The following is a 14,494-nucleotide window of genomic DNA, read 5'->3' as shown; positions in this document are numbered from 1 at the left end:
GCAAATAAACTATTTACCTTACAGTAATATTGTAATATAATATTCAGAAACAGTCTGAATTTTTTTGTGTTATTTGTGTTAAATTATATTATAGCAGATAGCAGTAAAAAATGCACTATTTTTTTAAGGAAGTGATTTTATGGAACAGAGTAATTTTTTCGCAATGCTTTCAAGAATGAAATATATAAACCGCTGGGGTCTTATGAACAACACAAGAACCGAGAATATCTCAGAACACAGCATACAGACAGCAATCATCGCCCACGCTCTCTGTGTTATACACAACAAAAGATTTAACGGCAATATTGATGCGGACAAAATAGCAGTTGCCGCCATGTTTCATGATGTTTCGGAAATAATAACAGGCGATATGCCTACACCGGTTAAATACTATAACCCGGCAATTGTTGAGGCATATAAAAAGGTAGAGGAAATCGCTGTGGATAAGCTTCTTTCCATGCTTCCTGATGATTTGCGTGAGGAGTATTCTCCTGTTTTAAATTTTGAAAGGGAGAATAAGGAGCTTTACAGATTTGTAAAAGCCGCCGATAAAATCTCTGCCCTTATAAAATGCACGGAAGAGCAGATGACCGGAAGCCGAGAATTTGACCAAGCCAAAAAGACGCTGGAAAATGACCTTAAAAACATGAAAATGCCGGAAATAGAGGTGTTTTTAAAGGAGTTTTTGCCGGCTTTCAGCCTTACTTTAGATGAACAAGGGTAAAACTTTACATAAATTTGATGTGTATAAATGTATACTGTGATATTTTGCTGAATTTATTTATAATTCTAATTGAGAATTATTTTTTTCGCCTATTAGTTGTATAATATTAAAGTCAAAAATTCTACCTGATTTACACTAAAATTACATAAAACCCCATTTTAGCTGGGATTTTTTAACATGAAGTGTTTTAAGACAAGTATAATTTAACCTTAAAAGCATTATAAATTATTGCGGTTTTTCGTGATAAAATTTTATACTATATTTTTATTTTTTTAAGAGAGGCGATTCCATGGCGGGTAATGATAATAGAAGCAGAGATATCAGTTCCAATTCAAAAAAGAATAAAATGCCTAAGTTTAAGCCCAAGGGAACAGCTAGAAGAGTTGTGGCAGTTTTCCTTTCTCTGATATTTATTGTGCTTGGCTCCGGTATTATTTATTATTATAAAACCCTTGATTCTTTTAATTTTGATAATTTCAGCAAGGAGAGCAATCCTACTGATGAAACCACAGAGGGAGAGGCTCCTGATTTGGGCATCGGCGATCTGAATACCGATATGGATTCCGGCTTGCTTAATGACCCTATGGTGCTCAATGTTATGCTTTTCGGCAGCGATATGAGAGACTGGAGCGGAGAGGATTACGGCAGAAGCGACAGCTTGATTCTCCTTTCCATAGATAACCGCCACGATAAAATTAAGCTCACATCATTTTTGAGAGATACCTATGTGGAAATTCCGGGTTACGGTATGCAAAAGATTACCAACGCATATTCTTTAGGCGGCCCTGAACTTGCCATAGAAACTGTTGAGTATAATTTTGGAATAAAAATAGACAGATACGCAGTTGTAGGTTTTGATGCTTTTGAAAATATAGTTAATACTTTGGGCGGAATTGACATAGAGCTTACTCAGGGTGAGATTGACTATATTAACCATCAGAGATACAGAAACGGTCAGACTGATACGGAAAATGAGATTACCGCAGAGCCGGGCATTGTACATCTCAATGGTTCTCAGGCTCTTTGGCATTGCAGAAACAGAGGCTTTGATGAAAGAGACAGCGGCGACCCGTTTGTTTTTGAGGGTGACGACTGGGACAGAACCGACAGACAGAGAGATTTCCTCAACACGGTTATGGAGGATATGAAAACAGCTTCACTTCCTCAGATTATCCAGATTGTCAGTGAAATAGGACCTATGATAACCACTAACCTGACAAAGAGCGAGATAACAACACTTGTTATGAACTCCTTGACATATCTCAGCTATGATATGGTAGAAACAACGGTTCCTAATAATTATTGGGAATACGGCGAAACCTCAGACGGTCAGTCAATAATAAGAATTTATGATTTTGACGCCGCAAGAAAAGAGCTTGCAGTGTTCCTTTACGAGGAGCTTGTAAGCGGCGGTACTGAAATAGAATCGGAAGAAGAAAACGTATACTATTAAAATAATCTTAATCACCGTGCCGAAAGGTACGGTGATTTTTTATGAAAGAAATCCCGGATTTACTGAACTAAGCTTTGTAAATCCGGGATTTTGAATTTAATTTACATCAAATCAATTATCAGTCCATGGGAGCGAAACGAAGCATTTTCTTTCCGTCACGTTCTATAACCTCATTGAACATAGCGTATGGTCTTACCCAAAGGCTTCCGTCCATGGCGTTTTTGTAAACAACCATTTCTGCTCCTGTTTCGCTGTGTTTTGCAATACCTACAACCTCGTATTCGCCGCCTTTGAAATGACGGTATCTGCCGAGATGTACAGGCTGCGGAACCGGAACCTCTTCAACCTCAACAGCTGGTTCCTCAGCAACCGGTGTTTCTGTTATTTCTTCAGCTGCCGGAGCCTCCTGCTGTGGTTCAGAGTTTTGGCACTGATCTTCCGGAAGTCTGAAATCAGCAGAGCCCTGAACAAGGATTCTAGCGGAATATGCCGGAATGCTTATATTTGCCCAGCCGTTTGCCTGGAATGTTTCGTAGTTATTTAAAACATCAACAAGATATGTGTCGCCGTCAACCTTGAAGTCCATGTTTTTGTCCTCTGCGGCAAGGTTTAATGCGATATATACTGTCTGATCCTCATACTGACGCTTGTAAACAAGCTGTTCGTTTTTGATATTTACATTTTCAAATGTTCCGTATTTAACGGCTTTAAGACCGAGTCTTGCCTTTCCCAGACGTCCTAAGAAGCTGCAAAGCTCAAGGTTTGGATTTACAAGATTGTGGAAATCAAGGCATGGACGGAGAGCTTCGTCGCTTGTGTTGCTTCTCACGCCCTCTATTGCGTATTCACTTCCGTAATAGATTGACGGAACACCCGGCATTGTGTACATGAGTGTGTATACGTTGGCAAGGTGATTTTTATCTCTAAGTGTGCTTGCAATTCTGTTTACATCGTGGTTGTCAACAAAATTGTAGGTGTAGATATTTCTGTAAATACCGCCGCCGTAAGCGCCGCCGAACTGACGCTGAAGTGAGTGGGCGATTTCAAAATAGTTGTGGTCATTATGGGAGGAGTAAATTCCCTTGTAGCACTCGTAGTTTGTAACAGAGTCCAAAGCCTCAGGGTTTGCATAGCGTGTATAATCGCCGTGGATTATCTCTCCGTAAAGCCAGAAGTCGCTTTTCTTTGACTTGCACAGTGCTCTAAGCTCTTTAAAGAAGTTTACGTCGATGCAGTCTGCAACATCAAGGCGGAGTCCGTCAATGTCAAATTCGTCAATCCAGAAGGAAACTGCGCCCAAAAGATGATTTACTACGTCACGGTTGTGGTGGTTGAGCTTTACAAGGTCGTAGTGTCCTGCCCAGCCCTCGTACCAGAAGGGGTCGCCGTAAGGGCTTGAACCGCCGAAATTGAGATTTTGGAACCATCCGCAGTATGGTGAATTGCTTCCCTTTTCCTGAACATCCTTAAATGCCCAGAACTCTCTGCCTACATGGTTGAATACGCCGTCAAGTATAACCTTTATGCCGTTGCTGTGAAGAGTGTCACAAATTCTTTTGAAAGACTGGTTGTCGCCAAGTCGCTTATCTATTTTATAATAATCACGTGTATCGTAACCGTGTTTAGTGCTTTCAAATACAGGGTTGAACACTATGGCGTTAACTCTAAGCTCCTTATAATGGTCTATCCACTCGTAGATTTTATCAAGTCGGTACTCTTGTTTATTATCGTTCATAATAGGAGCACCGCAGAAACCCAACGGGTAGATATTGTAGATAATACTTTCGTTAATGAAACTCATGATACATGACCTCCGGATTAGTGTATTTTACTGACTTTTGTTAAACTTAATCAATAACTTTATTTAGTTTAACATAAAATTGGCTATTGTGCAACAGTTTTCTATATGTTATAATATAGGGGCAGTATTAAAAAATTTTTACTTGGAGGGAAAAAAATGAATATTTGGCACGATATGGATTCTTCCAGAATCAACGCATTGGATTTTATGGTAGTAATAGAAATACCGAAGGGCAGTCAGTCTAAGTACGAGCTTGACAAACAGACCGGCTATTTGGTGCTGGACAGAATTTTGCATACCTCTACTCATTATCCTGCTAACTACGGATTTATTCCGAGAACATATGCCGACGACGGTGACCCGCTTGACGTACTTGTTTTGTGCAGTCAGGTGATGTATCCCCTTACAACAGTAAGATGTTATCCTATCGGCGTTATAAATATGATAGACAACGGAAAGAATGACGAAAAGATTATTGCAATTCCTTTCAATGACCCGTCATATAACACATATTCCGACATTTCACAGCTTCCTATGCATATTTTCGAGGAAATGGCTCACTTCTTTAAAGTTTACAAATCCCTTGAAAACAAGGAAACAGCGGTAGACGAAGTTCAGGATGCGGCAAAGGCTATTGAGATAGTTCATTCCTGCATCAAGAATTACAAGGAAAAATTCAACTGTTGAAATTAAAATAAAAAAACAAGACACCGGTTTCGATGTCTTGTAAAAAACTAAGGTTTATTTAGGATTTACTTTGCATTTATGTTTATGTATTCAGCCTTTAGTTTTGAATAAAGAATTTTTTGGCTGGAGTACAGACCGTAATATCCTGAGAGCATGTAGCTTACGGATACGGCAACGGCAAAGAATATAAGTCCATGTGCTCCGAAAATTTCAACACTGAGAATAATCGATGCAACAGGGCAATTTACAACGCCGCAGAAGGTGGCAACAAGTCCTATAGCTGCGCCGAACTGTGGGTCAAGACCCAAAAGACTTCCGGCAAAGTAACCGAAGGCTGTTCCTATAAACATGGTTGGAACGATTTCGCCGCCTTTAAATCCGGCAGATATGGTTACTGCTGTGAAGATGATTTTCATTATAAAGTCAAACCAGACAACCTGACCGCCGTTGAATACACGTTCTATGTATTCCATACCGGTTCCGTTAAAGCGGTGTGTGTTTATAATCAAAGTGAGAATAACCACAATAAGTCCGCCTACAAATATTCTTATGTATGAATTTTTAAAAAGCTTTTTGAAAAGCTTTGCCGTATTTTTTAATGTGATACAGAAAATAATACTCACAACGGCGCAGAGAACTCCTAAAAGCAAAACCCTAAGCAATGTAAGTATTTCAATATCGGGAAAATGCTCAACGGCAAAGTAAAGGGGAGCGGCTCCCATAAGTGAAGATACTGCAAATCCTGACAGAGAAGCTATAAGACAGGGAACAAGTGCGCTGTAATAGAAAACGCCGACGCTTATAACCTCGATTGCAAATATAACAGCGGTGAGAGGAGTTCCGAAAAGGGCTGAGAAAACACTGCTCATTCCGCACATTATGGCAATATGCATGTCCTTTTCATCAAGCTTGAAAATTCCGCCCATTTGGCGTCCTATACTTCCGCCAAGCTGTAAAGCGGCTCCTTCTCGTCCGGCTGAACCGCCGAAAAGCTGAGTAATAACAGTTGCGGCGAAAATCAGCGGCGCTATAAGTATGGGAACTTCGTTGTGAGAACGAACGGAGTTTATTACAATGTTTGTGCCGGGGTCGCTGTCGAATTTAAGCCCTCTGTACATTAAAACTAAAAGAAGACCCGCAAAGGGCAGAAAATAAAGCAGAAAAGGGTTTGCGTTGTGAAGCTCGGTTACGTATTTTACGCTTTCGTGAAAAAGTCCTCCGATAAAGCCTCCTGTGCAGCCGGTGACACCTGCCACAACAGCCCATTTGAGAAATGTAAATATATAATTTCGTATGGAGAGAATTTTCCTGCGAAGAAAAGATTTTAACTGGTCTTTTATTTCTTCCGGAGATTTCTTCGGGAATATTGATTGATTGCCCTCATTTTCCTGTTTCAAATAAGACGCCTCCTAACTGTCTTTTAATTTGAATGAATTTGGTTTAGAGTAAAACACTGATAATTTTACCACCAAAAATCAGCGCAGTCAATTTTAATGAGTAAGTTTTGTTTATATTAAAAATTTCGGTTTCTTTCTTTAATGAGGGGGAAAACCGTTCATACGAAAGGTTGATGTAAAAATGATGCTTAACAAAAGAAAAGTTGTTATTGTAGGTACAGGAATGGTAGGAATGAGCTTTGCTTATGCTCTCCTTAACCAGAATGTTTGCGACGAGCTTGTGCTTATAGATATTAACAAGAAGCGTGCAGAAGGAGAAGCAGCAGACCTTAACCACGGCGTGGCTTTCTCTTCAAGCAGCATGAGAATTTATGCAGGTAACTACAGCGATTGCTCAGATGCAGATATCGTTGCAATCTGCGCAGGTGCAAACCAGAAGCCCGGCGAATCCAGACTTGAGCTTTTGCAGAGAAACACAGCTGTTTTCAAATCCATAGTTGGCCCTGTTGTAAGAAGCGGCTTCGGCGGAGTTTTCCTTGTTGCTACAAACCCTGTTGACATTATGACAAGAATTACCTGCGAGCTTTCAAACTTTAACCCATCAAGAGTAGTGGGAACAGGTACAACCCTGGACTCTGCAAGACTTCGTTACCTTGTTGGCGATTATTTCAGCGTTGACCCAAGAAACGTTCACGCCTATGTTATCGGTGAGCACGGCGACAGCGAATTCGTTCCGTGGTCACAGGCTCTCATCTCCACAAAGAGAATTACAGATATAGTTGAAAAGAGCGGCGACCAGTACAGCCTTGAGGATTTGGATAAAATAAGCGGCCTTGTAAGAGGTGCAGCTCAGCACATTATCGAGGCAAAGGGTGCTACCTATTACGGAATAGGTATGGCTATGGTTAGAATTGCAAAGGCTATTTTACAGAACCAGAACAGCGTTTTGACAGTTTCCGTAAGACTCAGAGGTGAATACGGCAAAAAAGGCGTATTTATCGGAAACCCTGCAATTATCAATAAAAACGGTGTAGACAGAACAATCGAGCTTGAACTTACTCCGGACGAGCTTGAAAGAATGGAAAATTCCTGCACACTTCTTGATGAATGCTTTAACAGCATTGAGCTGTAATGAGAATTATTTAAACCTTAAAAATAAGATTTTAATAAAAATTATATATCTTGTTATAAACAGAGAGCGATTGCCGTTCTCTGTTTGTTTTTTATACCTTTTTTTCCTTTTTTTAAAATTGAAAAGGAGTAAGAACATTGTATTTTTTTAAAAAGAAAATTCTGTAAAAGCGAAACAAAAATGATTTATGAAAATGTGATAAAATAAATAAAACTTATCAAATTAAACCGGATATTTTTATTGACAAGGCCGCTGTTTCTGATATATAATGGAGAAGGTAAAAAGTGTACTTTTTATTCCGAATACTGATTACTAAAAAAAGAACGGAGGTTATTGTTTTGAAAAAAGGATTAAAAAAATGTCTTTCAATAGTTCTTACTATTGCAATGTTGGTATCTGTTATGTCTGTATCCCTTATTGCTAATGCAGCAGAAGATACTGTAACAATTAACGGTAAGACATATACTGTTGGAGATACTATTGAGGTGAAGAAGGAAATCACTGTTAATGATAAGTGGCTGCTTAACGGCCAGGTATCCATCCCTTATAACAGTGATGTCCTGAAATTTGTTGAAGAAGAACCATCAAAAATGTTCCCTGTAGCTAACGGACATAGTTTGGTATACTTTAATACAGGAAGTAAAATCAATTTCAACTTCACGGATGTAAAGAAAGGTATCGACTTTACACAGGGCGGAATTCTCTATGACCTTACTTTTGAGGTTATCGCAGGTTCAGCTGAAGAAGTTACAATCGATGACGATCTTCAGGTTATAAGCACATTCCCATTTGCTGGTGACCCTCAGTCAGAAGAAAATCAGGGTAAGCCGGTAGAATATCCTTTTGACAGCGCACTTGAAAATGGCACAATTCCAGCTGATAAGGGTACAGAAGGAGAAATAGAGATTAAAGGTCCTGAGGCTGAAACTTTGACAATCAACGGTTACGAAGCAACAGTTGGCGAGACAGTTTATATCTCAAAGAAAATCCAGGTAAATAACAACTGGCTTATGAACGGTCAGATTTCTGTTAAGTATGACCCAGAGTATCTCCAGTTTGCTCCTGTAGAAGATGAAAAAATGTTCCCGAATGTATTCGGAATCGGTTCTTTCATGTATAACGATGTAAAAGATAAAGAGAGCGGCGCAAGCGTTGGCGAAATTAGAATTACCTTTACTGATGTTACAGCAGGTTATAACTTTACAAACTCAGCAGTTCTCTACGATCTTCCATTCACAGTTATAAAGGGTTCAGATACAGCTAAGGACGTTACTGACGAAATCGAAGCAATGAGCAGTTTTCCTTTTGCTGGCGATCCTGCACAGGAGGAAAATCCTGACTATACTCAGGTAAGTGTTATTGACGATAACACAGGCGAAATCGATGCTGCAAAGGGTACATCCGATGCAGAACCGGTTGTAGCAGATACACCTGCAGTAACTGATAAGATTATCGTTAACGGTATTGAAGTTGTTGCCGGCGACGAAATCAATCATTACCTCAATATAAAGGATGATAATTGGTTTGCAAACGGTCAGTATGAGATCACATTCAACAACACAGTTCTTGATCTTGTTGTAAATGACGATTCTATTACATATCCTGTTATTACAGCAGCAGGCGTTTCTGTAGTTGACAACGTAGTAGACAACGGCGACGGTACATCTACAATTTACTTCAACTTCTCCACAACAAACGGTGTAAGCTTTGAGGAGCTTGGCAAAGTATTTGATTTCTACTTCACAGTAAAAGAAGATGCAGCTCCTGGCAACTACACAGTTGATACAAAGATTGTTGAAACATATGTATTCTCTACACCAGGTCAGCCTGACGGTTCAAGCTATGACATGACAAATGTATACGATGAAGAGACAGGTACACTTAATGTTGAGGAATCAAATCTTGTAACAGAAATTAAAGATATCGACACATCCGCTCTTGAGGCTCTCATCGCAGAGGCAAAGGCTCTTGCAGCAGAAGAAGGCTACACAGAAGAATCTATCGCAGCTCTCAATGAGGCTATCGCAGCAGCTGAGGCAGTTGCAGCAGATCCACAGTCACAGGATCAGGTTAACGCAGCAGTTAAGGCTCTCCAGGCAGCTATGGACGCAGTAAAAATCGACGTATCAGCTCTCGAAGCACTTATCGAGACAGCAGAAGCAATGGATACAACAGGCTACACATCAGAATCTGTTCAGGCATTGGCAGATGCTATTGTACACGCTAAGACAGTAGCAGAAGCTCCTGAAAGCGTACAGGCAGTTGCTGATGAAATCGTAGCTCTCCAGGCAGCTATCGACGGTCTTGTAGTTGATACAGCAGAACTTGAGGCTCTCATCGCAGAGGCAAAAGAGCTCGCAGCAAAAGAAGGCTACACAGAAGAGTCTATAGCAGATCTTGAAGCAGCAATCGCAGCAGCAGAATCAGTTATAGGGGCTGCAACAGTTGACGACGTTAAGGCTCAGATCGAGGCTCTCACAGCAGCTATGGCAGCAGTTAAGCCTGACACAACAGCTCTCGAAGCAGCAATCGCAGCAGCAGAAGAGAAGCTTGCTGATGACAAGTACTCACCAACAAGCAAAGCAGCTCTCCAGGCAGCAGTAGATGCAGGAAAAGAGCTCCTTGCAAAGGTTGAAACAGAATTCGTAGCTTATGAAGATGTTGTAGCAGCAACAGAGGCTATCAACACAGCTATTGACAACCTCGTAGAAGGCGTTCTTCTCGGAGATGCAAATGACGACGGTAGAGTTAATATCGACGATGCATCTTATATCCAGAACTTCCTTGTAAAGCTTAACGTAACAATTAACGAGCTTGCAGCTGATGTTAACAAGGATGGCAAGATTACAATAATGGATACAACAATGATTCAGGTTCGTCTTGCAACTAATGCTGAGAATGAGTATGTATTCCCAGACGAAATCTGATTATTAACAGGTATTTAAAATTAAGGTATTGAAAGTTTGTTTTTTATTCAGTATTTGGGATTATAACAAGTAAATAAGTTATGCGGAGTTTGTAAACTGTTTTTACAAACTCCGCTTTTTTATTAAGGTGATATTTTTGATATGATACATAAAAGTATGTAAAATGTATTGTGAATAATACTAAAAAAAGTTTTTATTGATATATATTATTGACAAAAGGGTTGAAAATGGTATAATGAATATGTACAAAATAAATTAAATTATAGTTGTGCGTAAAAAAGATTGGAGGTTTAAACAGTGAAAACAAACTACTTGAAAAAGTGCATTTCCGTGCTACTTTCCATTTCAATGATTGCTTCTCTGTTTGCTGTTTCCTTTACAGCCTCAGCGGAAGAAGTTTTGGTAGTTGACGGAAAAAGCTATCAAATGGGCGATATTGTTGAGCTTAAGGGCGAGCTTCAGGTAAACAATTGGCTCATGAACGGACAAGTTGAAGTTCCTTACGACAATTCAAAGCTTAAACTTGTCGATAATCAGACAGAGGAAGCTATGTTCCCAGAACTTACAGCTCAGGGAATCACAGTATTCTACAACAACCTTGACGAAGGAAAATTCCTCTTTAACTTCTCACAGCCATTGACCGGAGCTGACTTTACAACAAGCAAGACTTTGTATGATCTTAAGTTTGAAGTAATCGGCACAGGTGAAACAGCTTTGGCAGACGGCGTTAAAATTGTAGATATGAGATCTTACAATTTTGAAGGAAGTCCTGAAGGTAAAGATGACTTTACAATGGTTGCTGTTAACGATGAAAACGGCGGAATTATTGCTGATAAGGGTGCTATAAAGAACGAGGCAGCTCCTGATGCAGAAGAGCCGGTTGAAAAAACTCTCACAGTTGACGGTAAAATTTATAATGTAGGTGACACATTTACATTTGTAGGCGATCTCCAGACAAACAGATGGCTGATGAATACCCAGTTTGAACTTAACTTTGACCAGACAAAACTTAATGTTGTTGAAGCAAATTATCCTGTTCTCGATGCAGCAGGCATTACAGTATTTGAAAATTTCAGCAACGAAGAAGGCTGGTATACATTTAACTTCTCAGATCCATCAAAGGGTGCAAACTTCACAGAGAAGGGCGAACTCTATGTTGTTACATTTAAGGTTGTAGGCGGCGGCGAAACAACTTTGAATGACAAGACAAACATCGTTGAGATGTCCTCCTTCCCATTTGACGGAGATCCTGCTGATCATAAGGATGAGGATCTCAGACCTGTTGATATTACAGACGGAAACGGTGCTTTGAATCCTGATAACGGTACAATAAGCAACGAAATTAAGGACGAAACTCCAGTAGAAAAGACTCTTACAGTTGACGGTAAGACCTATAATGTAGGCGAAACATTCAAGCTCGTTGGACAGCTCCAGGCTAACAGATGGGTTATGAATGCTCAGTTCGTTCTCAACTTTGATGCTTCTAAGATTAAGATAGTTGACACAGCTTATCCTGCAATAGAAGCTGCTGGCATCGCAACTGTAGAGAACTACAACAACGATGAAGGCTGGTACAAGTTCAACTTTACAGATGTTGAAAATGGTGTTGACTTTACATCTACAGCAAACCTTTATGAGGTAACCTTTGAGGTTATCGCAGGCGGCGAAACAACTCTTGCTGATAAGGCAAATGTTGAGGTTCTTTCAACATTCCAGTTCGAGGGTTCACCTGCTGATCATCCTGATGAAGAAATAGAAATCGTTGACATCGCAGACGGCAACGGCGGTATCAAGGCTGAAGAAGGCAAGATCGAACATCTCGTTGACCCAGAGGAAATTCCAGTAGAAAAGACTCTTACAGTTGACGGAAAAACTTACGATGTAGGCGATACATTTAAGCTTGTAGGACAGCTCCAGTCTAACAGATGGGTTCTCAATTCCCAGTTTGATTTGGAATTCGATGCTTCCAAGCTTAAGATAGTTGATACAGCTTATCCTGCAGTAACAGACGCAGGTATTGCTGTTTATGACAATTATGACAACGACGAAGGCTGGTACACATTTAACTTTACAGATATTGAAAATGGTGTTAACTTTACAAAGACAGCTAACCTTTACGAGGTAACCTTTGAGGTTATCGCAGGCGGCGAAACAACTCTTGCTGACAAGGCTAAGTTTGTAGCTCTTTCAACATTCCAGTTTGAAGGTTCACCTGCTGACAATCCCGGCGAGCCAATCGAAATCGTAGATATCACTGACGGCAACGGCGGTGTAAATCCTGACGAAGGTAAGGTTGAGCACGTTATCGATCCAGAAGAGATTCCTGTTACAACTCTTGTAGTTGACGGAACAGAATACAATGTTGGTGATACATTCAGATTTAACATTGACCTCGAAACATTGAGATGGATTTTGAATGCTCAGTATACAATGAATTTCGATGCTTCCAAGCTCCAGATTAAGTCAGTTGAGTATCCAACAGTTACAGAGGCTGGAATTGGTGTTATTGACAATATAAGCAACGAATCCGGATTCTTTACATTTAACTTTACAGATGTAACTAACGGTGTTGACTTTACAATAAGAAATGTACTTGCAACTTTGGAATTTGAAGTTGTAGGAACAGGTGAAACAAGCCTTAAGAATGCAGGTAAGTTTGATGTATTGAGCACATTTAACTTTGATGGTTCTCCGGCAGATCCTGCAAACGAAGGCAAACCAATTGAAATCACAGATATCACAGACGGTAAGGGCGGCGTAGATCCTGAAGACGGTAAGGTTGTATATTACTATGGTGACCCAACAGTTGTTGAAGACTTTACAGTAAATGGACAGGAAGTTCAGGAAGGCGATATCGTTGAGTACCGTGTATGGGTTAAGAACGACGAGAACTGGCTTGTAAACGGCGAGTTTGATATTCTCTATACTAATGCATATCTTGAGTTCCTCGATGTTACATATCCGGGTCTTGCAAGCATTGCAGGATACGTTGTAGACAATCAGATTCCTGATTCCGGTCTTACAGAATCTCAGGGCAAGCCAGCAGGCGAGCTGCTCTTCAACTTCTCAAACATCCACTCCGGTGTTGACTTTACTGAGGGCGCATACATGGCAATCTTCAGATTTAAGGTTCATGAGTCCACAAATCCTGACATCCCTGCACAGGGCGCTTCTGTAATCGAGCTTAACGGCAACGTTGTAAACGATATGTATGCATTTAAGTTTGCAGGTTCAGGTGCATCACACTCTATCACAGAGAAACAGGAACTCGACAGATTGATCGGTGAAGACGGCTTGCCAACAACAGACGAGTTCAGACTTGAGACAGAAATTATCCGTGAGATAAAGATTGATGTTACAGAGCTTCAGAAAGCTTATGACAAGTGGTCACAGTTTGACACAGAAGGCTACACAGCAGAGTCAGTTGCAAACCTCAATAAGGCTCTTGAAGAAGCTAAGAAGATTCTTGATGACGTAGCAGCAGGCAACGCAGACGCGTATACTCAGGAAATCATCGATAAGATGACAGCAGACCTCAATGCTGCAGGCGAAGCACTTGTAGTAGATAAGCAGCCTCTCGTTGATAAGATTGCAGAGGCTCAGGGTTATGTTGACGACGATAAAACTCTGTATGTACCAGAAACAATAGAGGCTCTCAAGGATGCTATAGAAGCTGCTCAGGCAGTTGTAGACGATGAGAATGCTACAGTTCAGGATGTTAAGGATCAGATTGCAGCTCTCGAAGAGGCTATAAACAATCTTAAGAAGGGCGCATATCTTGGTGACGTAGACCTTAGCGGTGAAGTAACCGTAGTTGATGCAACAATTACACAGACTGTTCTTACTAATTTTACAGTATCTGTATTCTATGAAACACTCGCCGATGTAAACAAGGACGGAGAGATAACAATTTATGATGTTACATTGATTCAGATGATTGCAGCTGGTCTCTATGAAACTGAAATCGTAGCTATTCCAGTAGAATAATTCCTATTAATTTGTTTCATTGATTGCGCACGAAAGATGAACAAATAATTTAATTTATTGAAAAGGGCTGCGGCGTATGCTGCAGCCCTTTACCTTTGAAACGAAATAAAAGAAAATACAAAAAAACAAAAAGCCGATACTTTATGTGTCGGCTTTTAATGGATAAGTCTGTGTCAATGTGTTATAACGGTTGATATGATATCTGGTGAAAATAAGGTTTAGAAACCTGTATTTTTGTTTGTTACAGAATAAAACAAAAAAACCGATACATTTGTATCGGTCAGCTTGTCCAAAAACCCTGAATTTCTATCTGAAATTCAGGGTTTTTGCGTTTATCAAGCAACCAACACTTTGATAAAAAAGAAGGAGGAATTGGGGTTTAGCCT

At 40.1% G+C, this 14,494-nt stretch carries 8 protein-coding genes; 6 read left to right on the top strand and 2 right to left on the bottom strand.

Annotation, left to right across the window (positions count from 1 at the left end; translation table 11 throughout):
• Positions 1-139 precede the first annotated feature (139 nt).
• Together yfbR and B5F08_RS04745 are read left to right on the top strand one after the other, a co-directional pair.
• Positions 140-724: a 5'-deoxynucleotidase gene (yfbR, locus tag B5F08_RS04750; protein WP_087376900.1), complete on the top strand. Its 585-nt coding sequence runs from the start codon at positions 140-142 to the stop codon at positions 722-724.
• Positions 725-1,013: 289 nt separating this feature from the next.
• Complete coding sequence (locus B5F08_RS04745) at positions 1,014-2,177, top strand: LCP family protein (protein WP_087376898.1); 1,164 nt, start codon at positions 1,014-1,016, stop codon at positions 2,175-2,177.
• Between the two features lie 118 nt (positions 2,178-2,295).
• Here B5F08_RS04745 and B5F08_RS04740 read toward each other — a convergent pair whose 3' ends face one another.
• Positions 2,296-3,978 (bottom strand): DUF1653 domain-containing protein, encoded by a 1,683-nt coding sequence (locus tag B5F08_RS04740; RefSeq protein ID WP_242968275.1) that lies wholly within the window; start codon positions 3,976-3,978, stop codon positions 2,296-2,298.
• Between the two features lie 156 nt (positions 3,979-4,134).
• Here B5F08_RS04740 and B5F08_RS04735 point away from each other — a divergent pair, with 156 nt between their 5' ends.
• Complete coding sequence (locus B5F08_RS04735) at positions 4,135-4,665, top strand: inorganic diphosphatase (RefSeq protein ID WP_087376895.1); 531 nt, start codon at positions 4,135-4,137, stop codon at positions 4,663-4,665.
• Between the two features lie 65 nt (positions 4,666-4,730).
• On the opposite strand, the gene B5F08_RS04730 is transcribed toward B5F08_RS04735, so the two are convergent.
• The gene (locus B5F08_RS04730) at positions 4,731-6,005 is read right to left on the bottom strand and encodes a chloride channel protein (RefSeq protein WP_087377060.1); all 1,275 of its coding nucleotides are present in this window, start codon (positions 6,003-6,005) and stop codon (positions 4,731-4,733) included.
• Positions 6,006-6,243: 238 nt separating this feature from the next.
• Here B5F08_RS04730 and B5F08_RS04725 point away from each other — a divergent pair, with 238 nt between their 5' ends.
• The 3 genes from B5F08_RS04725 (at position 6,244) to B5F08_RS04715 (ending at position 14,108) form a co-directional block, all read left to right on the top strand.
• Complete coding sequence (locus B5F08_RS04725) at positions 6,244-7,194, top strand: L-lactate dehydrogenase (RefSeq protein ID WP_087376894.1); 951 nt, start codon at positions 6,244-6,246, stop codon at positions 7,192-7,194.
• A gap of 338 nt (positions 7,195-7,532) precedes the next feature.
• The gene (locus B5F08_RS04720) at positions 7,533-10,121 is read left to right on the top strand and encodes a dockerin type I domain-containing protein (protein ID WP_087376892.1); all 2,589 of its coding nucleotides are present in this window, start codon (positions 7,533-7,535) and stop codon (positions 10,119-10,121) included.
• 297 nt (positions 10,122-10,418) lie between these two features.
• Positions 10,419-14,108, top strand: coding sequence for a dockerin type I domain-containing protein (locus tag B5F08_RS04715; RefSeq protein WP_087376890.1), 3,690 nt, complete (start codon positions 10,419-10,421; stop codon positions 14,106-14,108).
• Positions 14,109-14,494 lie beyond the last annotated feature (386 nt).

This window comes from Anaeromassilibacillus sp. An172 (assembly GCF_002160515.1).
Lineage (GTDB): Bacteria > Bacillota > Clostridia > Oscillospirales > Acutalibacteraceae > Limousia > Limousia pullorum.
Note: the sequence above shows the minus strand (reverse complement) of the source record. Positions and strands in the feature narration are given on the sequence as shown.